This window comes from Actinomadura bangladeshensis (genome assembly GCF_004348335.1).
In the GTDB taxonomy this organism is placed as follows: Bacteria; Actinomycetota; Actinomycetes; order Streptosporangiales; family Streptosporangiaceae; genus Spirillospora; species Spirillospora bangladeshensis.
In genome coordinates, this window is the sequence record NZ_SMJW01000078.1 from 1 (window position 1) to 20,300 (window position 20,300).

Here is a 20,300-nt window from a genome sequence, read left to right on the forward strand (position 1 = left end):
GCGCCAGCACGGCGAGGACGACGCCGGTGACCCGCAGCAGGAGCGGCATCGGGTCGCGCGGCCACGGCTCGCCGTAGAGCAGCGTCGCCGACAGCAGCAGGTGGGTCTTCGCGGTCACCGTGACGACGGTGACGATGATCATGAGGCGGCAGCGCTGCAGGCCGATCGAGAGCAGGCCGAGCCCGAGGACGCCCGCGAGCAGGAACAGGTACGGGTGCGGCGAGGCCAGCACGCCCGTCCCGCGCCCGTCGGCGAGCATCATCGCCATGCCCTGCCCGAAGACCTCGGTGGCGCCGAGCAGGACGCCCGCGCCCAGCCCGTAGGCGATGCCGGTCAGCGGACGCGCGTGCCGGCCGCCGACCGGCCGGTCGTGCACGAAGAACATCCACAGCGGCAGCGCCAGCGAGGGCACGAACACCAGGCCCGCCTTCCACAGCGGGAGCGCGCCGGCGGCCTCGGCGCCGCCGGTGCGGTGCAGCGCGTCCGGCAGCGACTCCCCGGCGCCCGGCAGCACCGACAGCGCCGCGGTGATCATCGCTGCCACCGTGATGAGGACGGCGAGCCACTCCCGCGACGTAGGCCGCTCGCCGAACCCGCTCATCCCCACCACCAGCAGCGGGATCAGCCCGAGCCCGTAGGCCGGCAGCGTCACCACCACGGGCAGCGTGACCAGCGCGAACGCCGACAGCGCGAACCCCGCGAGCAGCACCGCGACCCCGGCGAGCCAGCGCGGACCGCGGACCAGCCGTCCGGCGGCGTGCAGCGGATGCCGGCCCCCGATCGGGCTCATCCGCCCGGTGGCCGTCTTGAACAGGACGTAGGCGGCGATGTAGACGGCCTGCGCGGCGCAGGCGAGGACGAGCGCTTGCATGGCGCACCTCCGGGGGCGGGCGGTGCGTGGATGGTTACATACGGAGGGCGTCCGCTGATTCTCGCCGCGGGACGGAGAAAACACCCGTTTTGTGCGCCTCGGTGAGTATCTTCCGGCCCGGCTGTCCCGGAAAGGCCAAGATCAGTACACCGGTCGCGTTGCCCATCACTCACCGCAGGTGAATGATTGCGGTGCGCTTCCGAATTCCAGGGTGTGGTGATCCAGTGACCGTGGGGATGGAACGGCTCGGCGAGCCGTCCGGCTTCGGCCGCGACCGCGAGGGCGGCCGCCGGGCCCGCCGGACCGTCCGCGAGCTCGCCGCGAAGGTCGTCGCGGACGAGGAGCAGCTCGACGACGTCGAGCTGATGACGGCCGAGGCCGTCGCCAACGCCGTGCTGCACGGTTCCGGGCCCATCACCGCGACCGTCGCGACCGACGGCCGCGTCCTGCGCGTCGAGATCGCCGACGAGGGCCCCGCGCACACCGGCCCCGCCGACGCCGACCCGCACGGGCGCCGCCGCCTCGACCACGGCCGCGGCCTGACCGTCATCGACGCGCTGGCCGACGACTGGAGCCTCGACCAGTCCCCCGGCCGCACCCGCCTCTGGTTCACCGTGGTGGCGCGGCGTCCGCCGGCCGACGCCTGAGCTACCGCACGCGCAGGCCCGCGAGGAGGACGCCGACCATGCGGCGTGCGTCGTAGCGGGGGTCCTTGCCGGCGCCGATGCACAGGTTGCCGACGCCGCGCATCAGCCCGAGCGCCTCGATGTCGGTGCGGATCTCCCCCGCGCCGGCGGCGGCGCCGAGCAGCTCGGCGCAGACGGGCAGCAGCCGGTCGAGGAAGTACTCGTGCAGGGACGCGAAGGTCGCGTCGTCGGACTGCAGCGCCTCGGCCAGGCCGTGCTTGGTCACCAGGAAGTCGACGAAGAGGTCGATCCAGCGGACGAGGGCGGCGTACGGGGAGTCGGCGCCGGCCAGCAGGGCCGGGCCCGCCTCGGCGCACGCCTCCACCTGGTGCCGGTAGACGGCGACGACGAGATCGGCCCGCGTCGGGAAGTGCCGGTAGATCGTGCCGACCCCCACGCCGGCCTTGGCCGCGATGTCGCGCACGGGCGCGTCGATGCCCGCGGCGACGAACGCCGCCGCGGCCGCCTCCAGCAGCGCCTCCTCGTTGCGCCGGGCGTCGGCGCGCTTGCGCGGCGCCGGCGATGCCGATCCGCTTGCGGACACTGCTGCGCCACCTCCCCGTTGCCAAACGGAACACGGTTCCGTATATTCGTAAGCGGAACGCTGATCCGCTTGTTCGATGATGCCAGAGCGGGCGGCCCCGTGACCAGGCCGCGCCGCGCTGCTCACGCTACTTCTCTCAGGGAGAAACCCATGCCTCACGCACCTGTCGTTTCGGTACGTCCGATCACGCTGCCCGCGCCCGGCCGCGGCGAGGACGTCCAGGTCCGGGTGTCGGCCCCGCTGACCAGTGACCGGTTGCCCGTCATCGTGTTCTCGCACGGCTTCGGGGAGTCGCTGGACGGCTATGCCCCGCTCGTCGACCACTGGACCGCGCAGGGGTTCGCCGTCGTCCAGCCGACCCACCTCGACTCGCGGAAGCTGAACCTCGCGCCGGACGACCCCCGCTACCCCGACATCTGGCGCATCCGCGTCGAGGACCTGACCCGCGCCATCGACCGGCTGGACGTCCTGGAAGCCGCCGTCCCCGGCCTCGCCGGGCGCCTCGACCGCGACCGCGTCGCCGTCGCCGGGCACTCCTGGGGCGCGCAGACCGCGAGCATGCTGCTGGGCGCCCGCGTCCTGGACGCCGAGGGCGTCCCGGGCGCGAGCATGTCCGACCCGCGGGTCAAGGCCGGGGTGCTGCTCGCCGTCACGGGGACGGGCGGCGCCGACCTAACGCCGTTCGCCGCCGAGAACTTCCCCTTCATGAACCCCGACTTCGCGGAGCTGACCACGCCGGCCCTGGTGGTCGCCGGGGAGAAGGACCAGTCCGCGCTGAGCGTCCGGGGGCCGGAGTGGTTCACCGACGCGTACTTCCTGAGCCCCGGCGCCACCGGCCTGCTCACGCTGTTCGAGGCCGAGCACTCGCTCGGCGGCATCTCCGGTTACGCCGTCACCGAGACGACGGACGAGAGCCCCGAGCGCGTCGCCCTGGTCCAGCGGCTCACCTCGGCCTTCCTGCGCAGCACGCTCTACCCGGAGGACGCCGCCTGGACGGCGGCGACCGCCGAACTGGCACGCACCGCCGACCCGCTCGGCCGCGTCGACGCGAAGTGACGGGTCAGTCCGCCGCCAGGGAGCGGCGGACGACCTTGCCGGTGGCGTTGCGCGGCAGGGCGTCCAGGAAGTGGACGTCGCGGGGGATGGCGAAGCGCGCCAGATGCTCGCGGACGTGCGCGCGGACGGCGTCGGCGCTGAGCGTCTCCCCGTCGCGCAGGACGATGTAGGCGGCGGCGCGCTGCCCGAAGTCCTCGTCCGGGACGCCGACGACCGCGACCTCTCTGACCTGCGGGAGCTTCTCCAGGACCTCCTCGATCGCGGCCGGGAACACGTTCTCCCCGCCCGAGACGATCATGTCGTCGTCGCGGCCCTCCACGTACAGCCGGCCGTCCGCGTCGAGGTGGCCGACGTCGCCGAGGCTCATCAGCCCGTCCCGCATCTCCTTGGTGCCGCCGCCGGTGTAGCCGGCGAACGGCAGTTCGTTGGCGGCGAAGATCCGTCCGGTGGTGCCGGGCGGGACGGGCCGGCCGTGCTCGTCCAGGATCGCGACCCTGGTCCCGGGCGGCGGCGTGCCGGCGGTGTCGGGACGGGCGCGCAGGTCGGCGGGGGTGGCGATGGTCACCCAGGACGCCTCCGTCGACCCGTACAGGTTGTAGAGGACGTCGCCGAACTCGTCCATGAACGCGGTCGCGAGCGTGGCGGGCAGGGCGGAGCCGCTGAGCGCGGCGATCCGCATCGAGGACGTGTCGTACTTGCGCCGCACCACCTCCGGGACGTCCAGGATGCGCTGCAGCATGACCGGGACGGCGACGAGCGCGGTCGCGCCGGTGGCCTCGATCGTGCGGAGGGTCTGCTCGGGGTCGAACCGGGACCGCAGCACGATCGTGGCGCGCAGCGAGACCGCCGTCTGGAGCATCGCGTAGCCCCAGGTGTGGAACAGCGGCGCCTCGATGAACATCCGCTCGTGCACCCGGTACGGGATGCGCGACAGGATCGAGGTCAGCGGCGACAGGCCGGGGCGGGAGTGCCGGTCGGCGCCCTTCGGGCTGCCGGTCGTGCCGGAGCTGAGGACGATCGTCCGGCCGGCCTTCGCCGGCGGCTCCGCCGTCCCGGCGGGCGCGGTGACGATGGCGTTCTCCAGCTCCGATCCCGTCCCGCCCGCCGTGATGACGTGCACGGTCTTCGGCACCGCGGCGATGAACTCGGCGAACTCCGCGTCGGCGATGACGACCTCGACGCGCTGCTGCCGCAGCACGGTGCCGAGCTGCTCGGTGCTCATCCCGGTGTTGAGCAGGACGAGGTCGCAGCCGCGCTTGCTGGACGCGACCAGCGTCTCGACCATGCCCCGGTGGTTGCGGCACAGCACCGCGACGCGGGGCGCGTCGTTGATGCGGCCGAGCGCGGCGGCGAGCCGGTCGGTGCGGGCGTCGACCTCGCCGTAGGTCAGCTCCCCGGCGTCGTCGACGATCGCGACGGCGCCGGGGTCGCGGGCGGCGGCGGAGGCGACCGTCCCGCCGAGCAGGGTGCCCCAGCGGCGCAGGGCATCGAGCTGGCGGACGACCTTCAGCGGTGGTCCGGGGCGCCACAGCCCGCTCCGGGCGAACATGCCGCCCGCCCGCGCGACCGACGCCGCGCGGCGCCCGAACTCCGATCGTCCGCTCATCTACCGCCTCCGGGGTCCGAGATCCGGGTATCGACGGTATATAGGCGGCGTTTCGTACTCTTCTGACTGAACCCAGCTCTTCCGGGCGTCCGTTATCAGGAGCCTGACAACTGCGCGCCCTTCCCGGCGGGCACCGGCGCGTCCGCCTCGGCGGGTTCCACCAGTTCCAGGCTGTCGCGCAGGGTGACCGGCTTGAGGAGCGCCGCCGCGATGATCCCGACGACCGCGATGGCGGCCGACACCAGGAAGATGTGGCCCGTGGCGTCCCCGTACGCGGCCCGGACGATCTCCCTGACCGGGGCGGGCAGCGCCGCGATGTCGAGGTTGCCGGCGTCGCCGCCCCCCGCGGTCGGGTCCACGCCGAGCCGCCGCAGCCCGTCGGTGATCTTGCCTGCGACCCGGTTGGCGAGGATCGCGCCGAGCACCGACACCCCGACCGTCCCGCCGAGCGAGCGGAAGAACGTCACGGTGCCGCTCGCGGCGCCGATCTCGTTCAGGTGCACGGAGTTCTGGACGACCAGCACCAGGTTCTGCATCGTCATGCCGACGCCGGCGCCGATCAGGAACATCCCGGCGCCGAGGTAGACCAGCGAGGTCTCGTGGTCGATGGCGGCGAGCATCCCGAACCCGGCGGTCAGCACGACCGTCCCGACCAGGATGTACGGCTTGACCTTGCCGGTCTTGGTGGCGAGCCGCCCGGCGACGGTGGACGCGCCGAACACGCCGAGCATCATCGGGAAGGTGAGCAGGCCCGCCTTGGTGGGGCTGTAGCCGCGTCCGATCTGGAAGTACTGGCCGAGGAAGACGGCGCCGCCGAACATGGCCATGCCGACCGCGAGGCTGGCGACGATCGCGAGCGCGGTGTTGCGGCGCGCGACGATGTCCAGCGGGACGATCGGCTCCGCCGCCCGCGACTCGACCCACACGGCCACCGCCAGCAGCAGGACCCCGCCGCCCGCCATCGCGGCCGTCTGCCAGGACAGCCAGGCGAAGTTCGCGCCGACGAAGGTGACCCAGATCAGCAGGGTGCTGACGCCGGCCGCGATCAGCGTCGCGCCCGCGTAGTCGATCCGCACGTCGGGGCGCCGGACGACCGGCAGCTTCAGCCCTTGCTCTCGAGAGGAACTCTCGATTTCATCCCCGGGGATCGCATCCTTCGCCTGCGAAGGATGAAGCGAATTCAATATCCTCCCGATATCCGTCCGTGAGCTTGGAAGACACAAACCGGCTTGCCGGGGACACGGTTCAGATGGCGTTGATCGAACGGATGTCGCTGGCTCATTCCAGCGTGGGGCTCTGTCAACGGTCCCGCACCGCACGTGCGGTGGATGCGACTTCGACACGGCGGCCAGCCGTGAGCGAGGAGCGCAAATCGGTGGAGGCGATCGAGCAGACCAACTCTGTCATCACCGGCCGAGGAGTTGACTGTCTTCTGCAGCAGCCCGATCGCCACGACCGCGATCGGTACGCCGATGCTCAGCGGCACCGTCAACGCGACGGTGCTGCTGAGCATCGCCACGAACAGCACCAGGAGCAGGCCGCTCAGCGCTTCGAGGACCTGCCGGTGCGACATCGGCGCGGGTCTGGACGGGGCAGGAACGGTCAAGAGACGCCTCCGCGAGAAGTCGGGAACGAGGACTCAACTCCGCGACCCGGGAATCCTATTCCCAGTGGGCAAGTTTTCTCACCGGGCAGCATTTGAGGATGGGTAGGCTGGGGCGACCATGGAGAGCACCGGCGGACTGCGCGAGCGCAAGAAGGAGGCGACGCGCCGCGCCCTGCACGAGGCCGCGATGCGCCTCGCCGTCGAGCACGGCCTGGACGAGGTCACCGTCGAGGCCATCGCCGACGCCGCCGGCGTGTCCCGCCGCACCTTCTCCAACTACTTCGGCGGCAAGGAGGAGGCCCTCCTCTACGGCGGCGAGCAGCGGATGTGGTCGCTGCTGGAGACGTTCGAGTCCCGTCCGCCGGAGGAGCCGTCCTGGGCCGCGCTGCGCGCGTCGTTCGACGCCGTCCACGACCAGTTCGGCCCCCTGGACCCGCAGTGGGCCGCGCAGGTCAGGCTCGCCCGCAACCACCCCTCCGTGCTGGCCCGGCAACTCGCCCACTACGCCGAGTTCGAGCGCGCCCTCGCCGATCTGATCGCCGCCCGCGACGGGCTCCCGTCCGGCAGCCTGCGCCCCCGCATCATGGCCGGCGCCTTCATCACCGCGCTCCGCATCGCGTCCCTGACCTGGATCGAGGAGCAGCGCGCCCGCTCCATGCCGGACATCGTGGACGAGAGCCTCACCGAGATCGCCCGCGAGTTCGGCTAGGGGCGCGGGATGTTGCGCAGGTTGCTGCGCGCCAGGCCGAGCATCTTGCCGACGCCGCCGGTCAGGACGGTCTTGCCCGCGGAGAGCGCGAACCCCTTCACCTGCTGGGGGGTGATGTGCGGCGGGATGGACAGCGCGTTCGGGTCGGTGACGACGTCCAGGAGGTAGGGGCCGGGAGCGGCAAGGGCGCGCTCCATCACGGTGCGGACGTCGGCCGGACGCTCCACGCGCGCCGACTCGATCCGCATCGCCTCGGCCACCGCCGCGAAGTCGACGGCCTCGTGGTCGGTCTCGAAGGCGGGGAAGCCGTCCACCATCATCTCCAGGCGCACCATGCCGAGCGACGCGTTGTTGAACACGATGATCTTCACGGGGACGCGGTGAAGCTTCACGGTCAGCAGCTCGCCGAGCAGCATGCCGAGGCCGCCGTCGCCGGAGAGGGCGACGACCTGGCGGCCGGGCGCGCCGTACTGGGCGCCGATGGCGTGCGGCAGCGCGTTGGCCATGGAGCCGTGCATGAACGAGCCCATCACGCGGCGGCGGCCGTTGGGGGTGAGGTAGCGGGCGGCCCAGACGTTGCACATGCCCGTGTCCACGGTGAATATCGCGTCGTCGGCGGCGAGGTCGTCCAGGACGCTCGCGACGTACTCGGGGTGGATCGGGATGTGCTTCTCGATGTCGCGCGTATAGGCGGAGACGACGGTCTCCAGAGCGCGCGCGTGGCGGTGCAGCATGTCGTCCAGATACGACTGGTCGTGCTTCTGCTCGACCTTGTCCAAGACGAGCCTCAGCGTCTCGCCGACATCGCCGTGGACGGCCAGGTCGAGCGGGGTCCGGCGACCCAGTTTCGCCGGGTCGTCGTCCACCTGGACGGTGTTCTGGCCGGGCAGGAACGGATCGTACGGGAAGTCGGTGCCCAGCAGCAGGACGAGGTCGGCGGCCTGCATCGACTCGTAGCAGGCGCCATAGCCGAGCAGCCCGCTCATCCCCACGTCATAGGGATTGTCGTACTGGATGTACTCCTTGCCGCGCAGCGCGTGCCCGACCGGCGAGAGGAGCTTGTGCGCCAGCTCCATCACCTCGGAGTGCGCGTCCTTCACGCCGGAGCCGCAGAACAGCATCACCTTGCGCGCCCGGTTCAGCGCGCCGGCGAGCTGCTCGACCTGGTCGGCCGGCGGCCGGACGATCCCCTTCGTCACGAGGAAGTCGTGCTCGCCGGTCGGCGCCGCGGCGTCCTTGCCCGCGATGTCGCCCGCCATGGTCAGCACCGCGACACCGCCGCGCCCGATCGCGTGCTGGATCGCGATCCGCAGCACGCGCGGCATCTGCTCCGGCGCGCCGATCGTCTCGCAGTAGTGGCTGCACTCGACGAACAGCCGCTCGGGGTGGGTCTCCTGGAAGTACCCGGTGCCGATCTGCACGCTCGGGATCTGCGACGCCAGCGCCAGCACCGGCGCCCCCGACCGGTGCGCGTCGTACAGGCCCTGGATCAGGTGCGTGTTGCCCGGCCCGCAACTGCCCGCGCACACCGCGAGCCGCCCGGTGGTCTGGGCCTCGGCCGCCGCCGCGAACGCGCCCGCCTCCTCGTTGCGGACGTGCACCCACTCGATGCCGCCCGTCCGGCGGATCGCGTCCACGACCGGGTTGAGGCTGTCGCCCACGACCCCGTAGACGCGCCGCACGCCGGCCTGCCGCAGCACCTCGATGAACTGGTCGGCGACGGTCGCCATCGTCCCTCCCCTGATCCGCCGGTCCCCGCATCCGGGGAGATGCCCGGCGATCTTCCGCTGACACTCCCCGCCCCGGGCGGGTTAAATGGTCAAACCATGAACCGGATGTGGGGCGCGGACGATGAGCGATGAGCCTGACGACCTCGGCTTCTGGACCTTCGTCGACCTCGCGGGGCGGCGGCTGTCGGAGGAGTACGGCTTTCCCGACCGCCTCGCGACCCGGCTGCTGCTCACCCTCAACCGGGCCTCGGCGATCGTCACCTACGACCTGGAGTCCACGGTGCACCGGCCGCGCGGGCACTCCTGGGCCGGCTTCCGGCTGCTGTTCGTGACCTGGCTGGCCGGCCCGCTGGAGCCGGGCCGCGCCGCCACGCTCGCCGGGATGAGCCGCGCCGCCGTGTCCAACCTCGCGAAGACGCTGGTCGCGGACGGGATGATGACGCGTTCGCCGGGCGAGCGGGACGGCCGGTCGGTGATCCTCGCGCTGACCGAGCGGGGCCGCGCGGCGATGCTGGAGATCTTCGCCGGGCAGCACGAGCGCGAGCGCCAGTGGGCCGGGACGCTCACCGAGACCGAGCAGCGGATGCTGATCATGCTGCTGGACAAGCTCATCGCCGGCCGGACGTCCTTCGACGCGCGCGAGCGGAACTGACGTCCCGCGGGCGCGTGGCCGGGTTAGGCCCTTCCCTGGACGGCAGAAGACCCGTAGTGTCGGCAGAAAGTAGTTCATGCATTAACCATCGGAGGCGATGGACATGGCCCACTACCGTCGGGTCGGCCACGTGCCGCCGAAGCGCCACACCCAGCACAGGAATGGCGAGGAGCGGCTCTTCTTCGAGGAACTGATGGGCGAGGAGGGGTTCTCGTCCGATTCGTCCCTCCTGTACCACCGGGAGATCCCGTCCGCGATCACGGACTCCCAGCCGTGGGACGTCCCGGACGTGGCGACGACGCCCAACCACCCGCTGAAACCGCGCCACCTGAAGCTGCACGAGCTGTTCCCCAAGGAGACGTGGAGCGAGACCGACGTCGTCACAGGGCGGCGGGTGATCCTCGCCAACAACGACGTGCGCCTCTCCTACGTGGTCTCGGCCGCCCCCTCGCCGCTGTACCGCAACGCGACCGGCGACGAGATCGTCTACATCGAGTCGGGCACCGCCACGGTCGAGACGGTCTTCGGTTCGCTGGACGCCGGACAGGGCGATTACGTCATCATCCCGACGTCCACCACGCACCGCTGGCTGCCGACCGGCGACGAGCCCCTGCGCGCCTACGCGATCGAGGCGACCGGCCACATCGCGCCGCCGAAGCGCTACCTGTCGCGCTACGGCCAGTTCCTGGAGAACGCCCCGTACTGCGAACGCGACCTGCACGGACCGTCCGAGCCCCTCCTCTCGGACGAGACCGGCGTCGAGGTCTACGTCAAGCACCGCACCTCGCGCGGCATCGTCGGCACCCGCATGACCTACGCGCGGCACCCGTTCGACGTCGTCGGCTGGGACGGCTGCCTGTACCCGTTCACGTTCAGCGTCCACGACTTCGAGCCGATCACGGGTCGTGTCCACCAGCCGCCGCCCGTCCACCAGGTGTTCGAGGGCCACAACTTCGTCGTGTGCAACTTCGTGCCGCGCAAGGTGGACTACCACCCGCTGTCGATCCCGGTGCCCTACTACCACTCGAACGTCGACTCCGACGAGATCATGTTCTACTGCGGCGGCGACTACGAGGCGCGCAAGGGGTCGGGCATCGGCCAGGGCTCGGTGTCGGTCCACCCCGGCGGCCTCGCGCACGGCCCGCAGCCCGGCGCCTACGAGCGCAGCATCGGCGTCGAGTTCTTCGACGAACTCGCGGTCATGGTCGACACCTTCCACCCGCTCGAACTCGGCGAGGGCGGCCTGGCCTGCGAAGACCCCGGCTACGCCTGGACCTGGGCAGGCCGGCGGTGATTCCCGCGTTCGCCCTCGCCCTGTGCGACGACGCGGCCGTGTTCCCGCCGGGCCTCGCACCGCTCGCCGACGCCGTCCCGGCCCACCGCGCGCACCGCGCCGCCCCGTACGCCGGCCTGGTCGGCCCGCTCGTCCTGCCGGCGACCGCGCTGGACGAGCTGTACCCGCTGCTCGGCGGCGAGCCCCTGGAGGTGTCGATCACCGCGCCCGGCGGCCCGTGCCAGGCGGTGAAGGCCCTGGCGACCGCCGCCGACCTGGACCTCACCGTGCGCGGGCTGGAGGTCGCCGTCCCGCCCGGCATGCAGCCGGAGGAGTTCTTCCGGCTGCTCGGCCACCCCGCGGTGCCGGTCTACGTCGAGATCCCGCGCGACGACCGCCGTCCGGCGATGATCGCCGAGGTCGCGGCGCGCCGGCACCGCGCGAAGTTCCGCACCGGCGGCGTGAAGGCGCACCTCTACCCGAGCCCGGACGAACTGGCCGCCGGGATCAAGGCCGTCGTGGACGCGCGCCTGCCGTTCAAGGCGACGGCGGGGCTGCACCACCCCGTCCGGAACACCGACCCGGAGACGGGCTTCCACCAGCACGGCTTCCTGAACCTGCTGCTCGCGACCGACGCCGCCCTGCGCGGCCGTCCGGTGGCGGAGCTGGCCGCGGTGCTGGCCGACCGGGACGCCCCGTCCGTCGCGTCGCGCGTGCGCGGCCTGGGCGAGGCCCGGACGATCGCGGCGCGCGGCCGCTTCCTGTCCTTCGGGACGTGCAGCATCACCGACCCCATGAACGAACTCGCGGACCTGGGCCTGCTGGCGTCCGCGCTCCAGGAGAGCACTCGATGACCCGCATCGCGATCCCCGAAGACTCCCTCTTCGGGTCCGCCAACCTTCCGTACGGCGTTTTCTCTCCCCCCGGTGGGACTCCCCGCGTAGGGGTGCGCGCAGCCGATTCCGTAGTGGACCTGTCGCTCGTGCTAGGCGACGAGGTCTTCGCGGCACCGTCCCTGAACCCGTTCATGGCGCAGGGCCACGCGCGCTGGGTGGAGGTCCGCGAGCAGCTCCTCGACCTGGTCTCGGAGGACATCCCGGACGCGGCGGTGCACCCGGTGGACGCGGTCACCCTGCACATGCCGTTCGAGGTGGCCGACTACGTCGACTTCTACGCGTCGGAGCACCACGCCTCGAACCTGGGCCGCCTGTTCCGTCCCGGTGCCGAGCCGCTCATGCCGAACTGGAAGCACCTGCCGGTGGGCTACCACGGCCGCGCCGGCACGGTCGTCCCGTCCGGGACGGACATCGTCCGCCCGACGGGCCAGCGCAAAGGCGACGACGCCCCGACCTTCGGTGAAAGCCGCCGCCTGGACATCGAGGCAGAAGTCGGCTTCGTCGTGGGCACCGGTTCTCCCCTGGGCACCCCGGTGACCACGGAAGACTTTTCCGAACGGGTCTTCGGCGTTGTTCTGGTCAACGACTGGTCGGCCCGGGACATCCAAGCCTGGGAGTACGTCCCCCTTGGGCCGTTCCTGGGGAAGAGCTTCGCGACGTCCATCTCGCATTGGGTCGTCCCCCTCCTGGCCTTGGAAGCGGCCCGCGTGGCGACCCCGCCTCAGGACCCGGAGCCACTCCCCTACCTCCAGGAGAAGAACCCGTGGGGCCTGGACCTGGCCCTCGAGATCTCCTGGAACGGCCAGGTGGTCTCCCGCCCGCCCTACCGCGAGATGTACTGGTCCCCGGCGCAGATGCTCGCGCACATGACGGTGAACGGCGCCTCGTCCCGCACGGGCGACCTGTTCGCCTCGGGCACGATCTCCGGCCCCGCCAAGGACCAGCGCGGCGCGTTCATCGAGCTGACCTGGGGCGGCAAGGAACCCATCGAGGTCAACAGCGAACCCCGCACCTTCCTGGAGGACGGCGACGAGGTGTCCATCACGGCCACGGCCCCGGGCGCGTCCGGCACCCGCATAGGCTTCGGCGAGGTGAGGGGCCGGATCCTCCCCGCCCGCCACCGGCTGCGTTGACCTGCGGCGTGTTGTTGTTATGAGCGCGTCGAAAACAACAACACGCCGCAGGTCAACGAGGTGGCGGCCGGCCGCCTGCCTGGAGTCAGACCACGGGCAGCCGGTCCGCCAGTAGCCGCACCCTCGCCTCGGCGTCCCCCGGCGGCAGGCGCCCTGCTCGGGTCAGGGTGGCGAGACCGTGCAGGGCCGCCCAGAACACCTCCGTGAACAGTGCCGGGTGGACGCCCTCCCCGGCGACCTCGGCGAGGCTCTCCAGCAGGGCGGCGAAGGCGTCCTTCAGCGGCTCCGGGGTGTCCTCGTGCGCGAACGCCAGGCCGCCGTCGAGTGAGAACATGGCGTCGTAGACGGCCGGGTTGCGCTCGGCGAAGTCGAGGTAGGCGCGGGCGAGGGCGGTGACCCGGGCGCGCGGCCCGTCCGCGGCGGAGGTCGCGGCCCGCAGCGCCACGGCCATCTCGGCGGCCCCGTCGAGCGCGACGGCGCCGATGATCTCGCGCTTGCCGCGGAAATGGCTGTAGAGGACGGGCTGGCTGTACTCGATGCGCTCGGCCAGCCGCCGGGTGGTGACCGCGTCCCACCCCTGCCGCTCGGCGAGCTCGCGGGCCGTCGCCACGATGAGCCGCTCACGCTCCGCCCGTTCGCGCTGCTTACGTTCCTGGACCGACATACCTCGATCCTAGCATTGCTAGACAAACGAGCGGCAGCAGGGCGCGGACCCTGCGGCGCTCAGGAATTCTCGGGTTCCGGGCGGATCATCACCGGGGCGGTGCCCGCTCCCCTGATGATCAGCGTCGCGCCCAGTTCGCGGGCCTGCGCGTCGGGCGGTTCGGCCCGGCCCAGGACGCCGACCCGGGCGCCGGGTTCGATGACCCCCTCGTACACGCGGATCCGGCAGGTCGACGGGGAACCGTTGTGGTAGCCGTCGGCGCGCAGGAGCCGATCCGCCCACGGGGCCTTGTCGAGCGTCGTCACCGGTGCCGTGAAATCATGCTCCACCGCGACGCGCCCGCCCGCTGCCCTGATCAGCGCGACGCCGGTGCCGTCCTCCAGCAGGAAGTCGGCCGCCTGGCCGAACGGGTGCGTCCCGTCGGAGCCGTCCGAACTCGGAATGATCGCCAGGTCGCGGGCAAGGTAGGGGCGTCCGCTGGCCTCGCTCACCGGGACGGCGCCGACCGCCGTGGCCCGTCCTGAGAGCCGGCACGTACTGGAAGGCACGGCGTCCGCGACCGTCGACGGGGGCGTCCTTGCGAACGCGCGCTTCACAGAGCCGCCGGCACGCCGGTACATCAGGGCGATCCCGCCCAGCGACACGGCGACCAGCAGCACGACAAGGAACACGTCCATGGGTTCTCCCGGGTCCGCGGCAGGCGGGTCCACCGCATCTTGCCGGACAAGCCCGGCCGCCACCAGACCGTCCCGGCCCTGGCATTGCCGCGGCGATCAGGCAGGGCGAGGGCGGCGGGCCAGGACGAGTTTGCGGCCGGCGAGGCCGATGGCGAACATGGCGGTCCCGGCCAGGACGGATTGCCACGGCAGCGTGACGATCAGGACCAGGCAGCCGGCGGCGCCGAGCAGGTTGAGTGCGCGCGGACGGCGCCGGTCGCGCGCGGGCTGGGTGAAGGCCGACGCGTTCGCGATGGCGTAGTAGACCAGCACGCCGAAGGACGAGAACCCGATCACGCCGCGCAGGTCGGCGGTGGCCACCAGCGCGCCGACCGCGACGGCGACGGCGATCTCGGCGTGGTGCGGAACCCGGTGGCGGGGGTGGACGGCGGCCAGCCAGTGCGGCAGGTCGCGGTTGCGGGCCATGGCCAGCGTGGTGCGGCCGATGCCGGCGATCAGCGACAGCAGCGCGCCGAGCGCGGCGAGGGCCGCCCCGGCGCGGACCACCGGTGCCAGGGCGGCGGCGCCGGCGGCCTCCACCGCGGTGGTCAGCGGCGCGGCGGACGAGGCGAGCCGGTCCGGGCCGGCGGCCAGCAGGGCGGCCACGCCCACGACCAGGTAGACGGCCACGGTGATGAGCAGTGCGATGGAGATGGCGCGGGGGATCACGCGCCGCGGGTCACGGACCTCCTCGCCCAGGGTGGCGATGCGCGCGTAACCGGCGAAGGCGAAGAACAGCAGCCCGGCGGACTGGAGGACGCCGTAGCCGCCGCCCTGGCCCCATCCGTCCAGGTTCGCCGGGCTTCCGCCGCCGCCCACCGCGATCGCGATCACCACGGCGGCCAGGGCCGTCAGGCTGGTGGCGACCAGGACGCGGGTGGCCAGCGCGGTCCTGGTCACGCCGCGGTAGTTGAGCGCGGCGAGGGCCACCACCGCGGCGGCCGCCGCGGCCCGTTGCGCCCACCACGGACCCGGGACGGCATAGGACGCGAACGTCAGCGCCATCGCCGCGCACGACGCGGTCTTGCCGACCACGAATCCCCACCCGGCCGCGAATCCCCACCACGGACCGAGCCGCTCCCGCCCGTGGACGTAGGTGCCGCCCGAGACGGGGTAGACCGCCGCCAGCTGCGCGGACGCCACCGCGTTGCAGTACGCGATCACCGCCGCGACCGCCAGGCCGATGAGCAGGCCGGCGCCGGCCGCCCGGGCGGCGGGGCCGAACGCGGCGAACACCCCGGCCCCGATCATCGAGCCCAGCCCGATGACGACCGCGTCCCCGGTGCCGAGCCGGCGCGCCAGGCGGCCGGAGTCGTCCTCGGACGCCCCAGGTCCTTCGTCCCGGCGCGGCGCGCTCATCGATCCTCCGTCCCCAGATACATCAAATGGCTTTGATGTATTGTGGCCCGTATGGGCTCTCCGGTTCAAGCCGCTCCAGTGTTCCTGCGGTTGGCCGCCCACCCGCTGCGGTGGCGGCTGCTGAGCGAGCTGTCCACCGGTGACTACCGGGTTCGCGAGCTGGTGAACCTGATCGGCGAGCCGCAGAACCTGCTCTCCTACCATCTGCGGCAGTTGCGCGGCGCGGGGCTCGTGACCGTCCGGCGCAGCAGCTTCGACGCGCGAGACGCCTACTACCACCTCGACCTGGAACGCTGCGCGCAGGCACTGGCCTCGACCGGCGCCGCCCTGCACCCGGCACTGGGCACCGAAACGCCGCCGGCGCAGAACATTTCGCACCATCGACCCGCAGTGCTGCTCGCCTGCACCGGCAACAGCGCGCGCTCACCGATCGCCGAGGCCCTGCTGACCCGCCACGGCGGCGGCCGGGTCGAGGCGACCAGCGCCGGCAGCCACCCGAAGCAGCGGATGCACCCGGAGGCGGTGCGCGTGCTGAACGAGCACTACGGCATCGACATCTCCGGCCGGCGGCCGCGACACCTCGACACGCTGGACGGCCGCCGCTTCGACTACGTGATCAGCCTGTGCGACAAGGTCCGGGAGGTCTGTCCCGAGTTCGACGGCCATCCCCGGCGCGTCCACTGGAGCATCCCCGACCCGGCGGCGGCCGGCGAGACCGGGAGTGCGGCCTTCGTCCGCGCGGCGGCGGAGATCGACACCCGCGTCCGCTACCTGCTGCCCCAGATCATCCGTCCACCACGGGAGGTTCTGCCATGACAACGCCCGATCGGCTCGCGAGCGTCCGCTACCTCGTCGACGACGTCCCGGCGGCCGTCGACTTCTACACGACCCACCTCGGTTTCACGCTGAACACCAACCCGGGGCCCGCCTTCGCCGACGTCGTGCGCGGGCCGCTGCGGCTGCTGCTGTCCGGCCCCGCCAGCTCGGGCGCCCGCGCCACCGCCGACCCGGGCACCCCCGGACGCAACCGCATCCACCTCATCGTCGACGACCTCGACGCCGAGATCGACCGGCTGCGCACCGCCGGACTGCCCTTCCAGAGCGACCTGGTCTCCGGCCCCGGCGGCCGCCAGATCCTGCTCACCGACCCCGCGGGCAACCTCATCGAACTCTTCGAACCCGCCCACCACTGATTCCGCGAACCGAAAGGCCGCGGGGGCGAGCCCCGCGGCCTTCGGGTCGTGCGGTTCAGGCGCTCTGGCGCTCGCCGAACATCGTCCTCACGAACCTGATGAGCATGAGGACCGGCAGAATGAACGCGTAGAAGAACATGAAGTACTCGCCGCCGTCGAAGATGAACCCCAGGTACACGGCGTAGCCGAGGAAACCCACTCCGAAAACGACGTTGAGCAGCCTTTCACCGGCGCTCTGGCCGCCCCCGATGGCCGCCATGGCGAGCATGGCGAGGCCGGAGACCAGCAGGAACACGACGTACCACGAGAACGCGGCATCCGCGCTGAAGTCGATATTCATAACGTCCCTCTGAATGTGCGTGACAAAGCTGGATGATCATAGCGACCCCGGCCCCGTTGATCACCGGTTGGCCTGATCAGGCCAATCCCGGTCGCGTCCTGGTCTTACCTGCCGGGGCACAGTGCGTCGAAACTGCAGACCATTAGCGGCGGGCGAGAGCGGTCGATGCCGTCGGTGCACGGGCCTGGAGAACCGACGCGCACCGGCACTCAGCGTCCGATATTCGTTCCTCTTGGTGACCGTGTACACGACCATTCCGGGAAAGGCGAGCATCCGCCGGATCATCTGCCTGACCGGCGCCCTCGATGACCACCGGGAACGGCCCGCGCCTGCTGCCGAAGTCGCAGACCATGCCGCGCGAGCTGAGCAAAGAACGCATGCAGGGGCGGCCCACGCTGTGCGACGGTTGGGGACGACGCGTCCGCGGCGCCGCAACGGCGGATCGAAGGAGGGAACCCATGACGGAGACCCGGGCCGCCGGCGGCGAGATGGACGAGCGGCACCCCGTGATCGCACCGCGGCGGGTGAGGTTCGACTGGTCCGGCACGCCGCTGCACTGGATCCCGGGCGAGCCGGTCGCCACCCACTTCATCAACACGCTGCACCTGCTGTTGCCGGCCGGTGAACGCTGGTTCGTCCGCGTCTACAAGCAGACGCTGCCGCTGATCGGCGAGGACGCGGCCCGGTTGCGCGCCGAGATCAAGGGGTTCATGGGGCAGGAGGCGGTGCACGCCTACTCCCACCAGGGCGTCCTCGACCGCCAGATGCTGGAGCGCGGGCTGGACCCGCGGCCGCTCACCCGCAGGATCGAGTGGCTGTTCACCGCGATCCTCGGCGACCGGCCGCCGCTGCCGCTGATCTCGCGCCGGCGCTGGCTCAACCTGCGCATCGGGATCATCGCCGGGATCGAGCACTACACCGCGGTGCTCGGCCAGTGGATCCTGGACGCCGAGGAACTGGACGCGGCGGGCGCCGACCCGACCATGATGGACCTGCTGCGCTGGCACGGCGCCGAGGAGGTCGAGCACCGCTCGGTCGCCTTCGACGTCTACCAGTACGTGTCCGGCGCCTACTGGCGGCGGTTCGTCACCTTCTTCGCCGGTGTGCTCGCGCTGCCGCTGGCCGCCTACGCGGGTTCGGCCTACCTGTGCGCCCGGGACCCGGAACTGCACGGCGTCCGCCCCCGTATCCGCGACTACCGCCGCGCCGTCCGCCGCGGGCTGCTGCCCGGCAACCGGTTCATGATCGCGGCAGCGCGCCGCTACCTCCGGCGCGACTACCACCCGTCCGGCGAGTGCTCCACCCGGAAGGCCCTCGACTACCTGGCGACCTCGCCCGCCGCTCAAGCCGCCGCCACCGGGCGCAGCGCCTGACCCGCCGCACCCTCGGCCCCCTCAGGCCGAGGGCTGGACGGGCCGGCCGAGCAGGGCGACGAGTTCGGCGATGGGCGGCGCACCGGCGGGTGCCGGTTGCGCGGGGCCGAACGGCGTCCGGTCCGGGGGGACGTCGGCGAGCTTGGCCCGGGTGAACTCCAGGACCCGCTGGACGATGTCGTCGGGGAATCGGGGTTCCTGGCCGGTGGCCTGCGCGAGGTCCCACCCGTGGGCGATGGCCTCGGTCGAGCGCATGTGCGCGGCCGCGACGCCCGGCACGGAGCCCATCGGGATCTGGAACATCTGGTCCAGCACGCCCGGACGCGACAGTGCGGCGATCAGTTCGCGGGCGCCCTCCCGCTGCACCCCGGCCGGGTCGTCGCCGAGGACGTCATTGCTCTTCGGGTCGCGCGCGCTCGGCGGCGCAGGCTCCTCGCCGCGCAGAATCGCGGTGAACAGGCGGTCGCCGATCACCACGTGGTTGACCAGTTCGCGGACGTTCCAGTCCGTGCAGGGGGTCGGGTTCTTCCACTGGTCGGGGCGGACGCCGGCGACCAGGTCACCGGCCACCGCCAGCAGCGCGGCGAGATCTTCCACGGGAGACGAGGTCACGGGCCGAACACCTCCGAGACGGTCGGTAGCGCCAACGCTACTTCCGGTCCCCGACAAAACGAGGAGGCAACCTCTACCGCCCGACCATACGCAAGAGTATGGTTTCCGTACCATGGAGTATGGAGACGAGATCGTGCGGCGGGTGCGGGAGCTCGCGCCCGTGCTGGCCGAGCGCGCCGAGGCCGCCGAGGCGGCGCGCCGGCTGCCCGACGCGACCATCGAGGACCTCGCCGCGACCGGGCTGTTCGGAATGCTGGTCCCGGCCCGCTTCGGCGGCCCTGAACTGGGCTTCGAGGCGATGGCGGCGGCGTGCCGGGAGGCGGGTGCGGCCTGCGCCTCCACCGGATGGCTGTCGGTGATCTACACGCTGCACAACTGGATGGTCGGGCTGTTCCCCGAGCAGGCGCAGGCCGAAGTGTGGGCGGAGCGGCCGTACGCGCTGATCCCGTGCGTCCTGTCGCCGTCCGGCACCGCGGAGCCCGTCGACGGCGGCCACACCGTCACCGGGCGCTGGTCGTGGGGAAGCGGCGTCATGCACGCCGACCACGTGATGGTCATGGCGCTGGTCACCGTCGACGACACGATCGAGCCGCGCCTGTTCCTGATGCCGCGCGAGGACGTGACCGTCCACGACGTCTGGCACACCAGCGGCATGCGCGGCACGGGCAGCAACGACATCGAGGTGCCGGGCGTCTTCGTCCCCGAGCACCGGTCGGTGCCGATGCTGGAGCTGACCGAGGGGCGCTCGCCCGGGTCGCGCGTCCACCCGGCCGCCCTCTACCGGACGCCGCTGGTGCCGGTGTTCGCGCTGACCGGCGCGGCACCCGTGCTCGGCGCGGCCGAAGGCGTGCTCGCGCGGTTCGAGGAGCGGATGGCGACGCGGGTGATGGCCTACAGCGGGGAGCGGCAGCGCGACCTGATGAGCGGGCAGATCCGGTTCGCCGCGGCGACCGCGGACCTCGCCGCCGCCCGGCTGCTGCTGGAGGACGCGCTCCGGGGCGTCACCGGCGCCATCGCCGAGGGCCGCGCCCTCGACATGGCGGACCGGGCGCGGGCCCGGCTGGTCGCGGCGCACGTGGCGGCGACCGCCCGGCGGGTCGTGAACGAGGTGTGCTCCGCGGCGGGGGCGAGCGCGCAGTTCACGTCCTCCCCGTTCCAGCGGGCGCAGCGCGATGTGAATACGATCTCCGGGCATGTGGTGTTCGATCCGGACGCGTCCTACGCCCTCTACGGCAGGATCGGGCTGGGCCTCGACCCCGGCCGGGTCCTCCTCGTCTGACG

At 72.1% G+C, this 20,300-nt stretch carries 22 protein-coding genes; 11 read left to right on the forward strand and 11 right to left on the reverse strand.

The window, feature by feature from the left end; all coding sequences use genetic code 11:
* Positions 1-871 (reverse strand): hypothetical protein (locus E1284_RS17145; RefSeq protein ID WP_131940097.1); only part of this gene is annotated, 871 nt, incomplete at its 3' end.
* Positions 872-1,095: 224 nt separating this feature from the next.
* Between E1284_RS17145 and E1284_RS17150 the strand changes: the two genes are divergently transcribed.
* Positions 1,096-1,518: an ATP-binding protein gene (locus E1284_RS17150; protein ID WP_243714539.1), complete on the forward strand. Its 423-nt coding sequence runs from the start codon at positions 1,096-1,098 to the stop codon at positions 1,516-1,518.
* Position 1,519: 1 nt separating this feature from the next.
* Here E1284_RS17150 and E1284_RS17155 read toward each other — a convergent pair whose 3' ends face one another.
* Positions 1,520-2,101: a TetR/AcrR family transcriptional regulator gene (locus tag E1284_RS17155; RefSeq protein ID WP_131940098.1), complete on the reverse strand. Its 582-nt coding sequence runs from the start codon at positions 2,099-2,101 to the stop codon at positions 1,520-1,522.
* Positions 2,102-2,251: 150 nt separating this feature from the next.
* Here E1284_RS17155 and E1284_RS17160 point away from each other — a divergent pair, with 150 nt between their 5' ends.
* Positions 2,252-3,157 carry an alpha/beta hydrolase family protein gene (locus E1284_RS17160; RefSeq protein ID WP_131940099.1) on the forward strand — a complete coding sequence of 302 codons (906 nt, stop codon included), beginning with the start codon at positions 2,252-2,254 and terminating at the stop codon, positions 3,155-3,157.
* 4 nt (positions 3,158-3,161) lie between these two features.
* Here the strand turns inward: E1284_RS17160 and E1284_RS17165 are convergent, their stop codons facing one another.
* The 3 genes from E1284_RS17165 to E1284_RS43105 form a co-directional block, all read right to left on the reverse strand.
* Positions 3,162-4,763 (reverse strand): AMP-binding protein, encoded by a 1,602-nt coding sequence (locus E1284_RS17165; RefSeq protein ID WP_131940100.1) that lies wholly within the window; start codon positions 4,761-4,763, stop codon positions 3,162-3,164.
* A gap of 95 nt (positions 4,764-4,858) precedes the next feature.
* Positions 4,859-5,839 (reverse strand): MFS transporter, encoded by a 981-nt coding sequence (locus E1284_RS17170; protein WP_481726184.1) that lies wholly within the window; start codon positions 5,837-5,839, stop codon positions 4,859-4,861.
* A 104-nt stretch (positions 5,840-5,943) separates the two neighbouring features.
* Positions 5,944-6,336 (reverse strand): hypothetical protein, encoded by a 393-nt coding sequence (locus E1284_RS43105; protein ID WP_243714540.1) that lies wholly within the window; start codon positions 6,334-6,336, stop codon positions 5,944-5,946.
* A gap of 151 nt (positions 6,337-6,487) precedes the next feature.
* On the opposite strand from E1284_RS43105, the gene E1284_RS17175 reads away from it, so the two are divergent.
* On the forward strand, positions 6,488-7,078 hold the full coding sequence (locus E1284_RS17175; RefSeq protein WP_131940102.1) for a TetR/AcrR family transcriptional regulator: 591 nt from the start codon (positions 6,488-6,490) through the stop codon (positions 7,076-7,078).
* Here E1284_RS17175 and E1284_RS17180 read toward each other — a convergent pair.
* Positions 7,075-8,808, reverse strand: a complete 1,734-nt coding sequence (locus tag E1284_RS17180) for a pyruvate dehydrogenase (RefSeq protein ID WP_131940103.1) — start codon at positions 8,806-8,808, stop codon at positions 7,075-7,077. The genes E1284_RS17175 and E1284_RS17180 overlap by 4 nt on opposite strands.
* 121 nt (positions 8,809-8,929) lie before the next feature.
* On the opposite strand from E1284_RS17180, the gene E1284_RS17185 reads away from it, so the two are divergent.
* From E1284_RS17185 to fahA, 4 genes are all read left to right on the forward strand, one after another.
* A complete protein-coding gene (locus tag E1284_RS17185) occupies positions 8,930-9,460 on the forward strand; it encodes a MarR family winged helix-turn-helix transcriptional regulator (protein ID WP_131940104.1) in 531 nt (176 codons plus the stop codon).
* A gap of 103 nt (positions 9,461-9,563) precedes the next feature.
* Positions 9,564-10,754 carry a homogentisate 1,2-dioxygenase gene (locus E1284_RS17190; protein WP_131940105.1) on the forward strand — a complete coding sequence of 397 codons (1,191 nt, stop codon included), beginning with the start codon at positions 9,564-9,566 and terminating at the stop codon, positions 10,752-10,754.
* On the forward strand, positions 10,751-11,587 hold the full coding sequence (locus E1284_RS17195) for a hypothetical protein (protein WP_243714541.1): 837 nt from the start codon (positions 10,751-10,753) through the stop codon (positions 11,585-11,587). Before E1284_RS17190 ends, E1284_RS17195 begins: the two co-directional genes overlap by 4 nt.
* Complete coding sequence (gene fahA / locus E1284_RS17200) at positions 11,584-12,762, forward strand: fumarylacetoacetase (RefSeq protein ID WP_131940106.1); 1,179 nt, start codon at positions 11,584-11,586, stop codon at positions 12,760-12,762. Before E1284_RS17195 ends, fahA begins: the two co-directional genes overlap by 4 nt.
* A gap of 85 nt (positions 12,763-12,847) precedes the next feature.
* Here the strand turns inward: fahA and E1284_RS17205 are convergent, their stop codons facing one another.
* The 3 genes from E1284_RS17205 to E1284_RS17215 all read right to left on the reverse strand — a co-directional run bounded on the left by E1284_RS17205 (position 12,848) and on the right by E1284_RS17215 (position 15,501).
* On the reverse strand, positions 12,848-13,426 hold the full coding sequence (locus E1284_RS17205; protein WP_131940107.1) for a TetR/AcrR family transcriptional regulator: 579 nt from the start codon (positions 13,424-13,426) through the stop codon (positions 12,848-12,850).
* A gap of 59 nt (positions 13,427-13,485) precedes the next feature.
* Complete coding sequence (locus tag E1284_RS17210) at positions 13,486-14,103, reverse strand: hypothetical protein (RefSeq protein WP_131940108.1); 618 nt, start codon at positions 14,101-14,103, stop codon at positions 13,486-13,488.
* A 96-nt stretch (positions 14,104-14,199) separates the two neighbouring features.
* On the reverse strand, positions 14,200-15,501 hold the full coding sequence (locus E1284_RS17215) for an APC family permease (protein WP_131940109.1): 1,302 nt from the start codon (positions 15,499-15,501) through the stop codon (positions 14,200-14,202).
* A gap of 78 nt (positions 15,502-15,579) precedes the next feature.
* Between E1284_RS17215 and E1284_RS17220 the strand changes: the two genes are divergently transcribed.
* Positions 15,580-16,317 (forward strand): arsenate reductase/protein-tyrosine-phosphatase family protein, encoded by a 738-nt coding sequence (locus E1284_RS17220; protein WP_243714542.1) that lies wholly within the window; start codon positions 15,580-15,582, stop codon positions 16,315-16,317.
* Entirely contained in the window at positions 16,314-16,694 is a 381-nt protein-coding gene (locus E1284_RS17225) for a VOC family protein (protein WP_131940111.1), read from the forward strand. Before E1284_RS17220 ends, E1284_RS17225 begins: the two co-directional genes overlap by 4 nt.
* A gap of 55 nt (positions 16,695-16,749) precedes the next feature.
* Here E1284_RS17225 and E1284_RS17230 read toward each other — a convergent pair whose 3' ends face one another.
* The gene (locus E1284_RS17230; protein WP_131940112.1) at positions 16,750-17,034 is read right to left on the reverse strand and encodes a hypothetical protein; all 285 of its coding nucleotides are present in this window, start codon (positions 17,032-17,034) and stop codon (positions 16,750-16,752) included.
* Between the two features lie 458 nt (positions 17,035-17,492).
* Between E1284_RS17230 and E1284_RS17235 the strand changes: the two genes are divergently transcribed.
* Positions 17,493-18,407, forward strand: coding sequence for a metal-dependent hydrolase (locus E1284_RS17235; RefSeq protein WP_243714543.1), 915 nt, complete (start codon positions 17,493-17,495; stop codon positions 18,405-18,407).
* Positions 18,408-18,428: 21 nt separating this feature from the next.
* Here the strand turns inward: E1284_RS17235 and E1284_RS17240 are convergent, their stop codons facing one another.
* Positions 18,429-19,019 carry a TIGR03086 family metal-binding protein gene (locus E1284_RS17240; RefSeq protein WP_207923801.1) on the reverse strand — a complete coding sequence of 197 codons (591 nt, stop codon included), beginning with the start codon at positions 19,017-19,019 and terminating at the stop codon, positions 18,429-18,431.
* Between the two features lie 112 nt (positions 19,020-19,131).
* On the opposite strand from E1284_RS17240, the gene E1284_RS17245 reads away from it, so the two are divergent.
* The gene (locus tag E1284_RS17245) at positions 19,132-20,298 is read left to right on the forward strand and encodes an acyl-CoA dehydrogenase family protein (RefSeq protein ID WP_131940114.1); all 1,167 of its coding nucleotides are present in this window, start codon (positions 19,132-19,134) and stop codon (positions 20,296-20,298) included.
* Positions 20,299-20,300 lie beyond the last annotated feature (2 nt).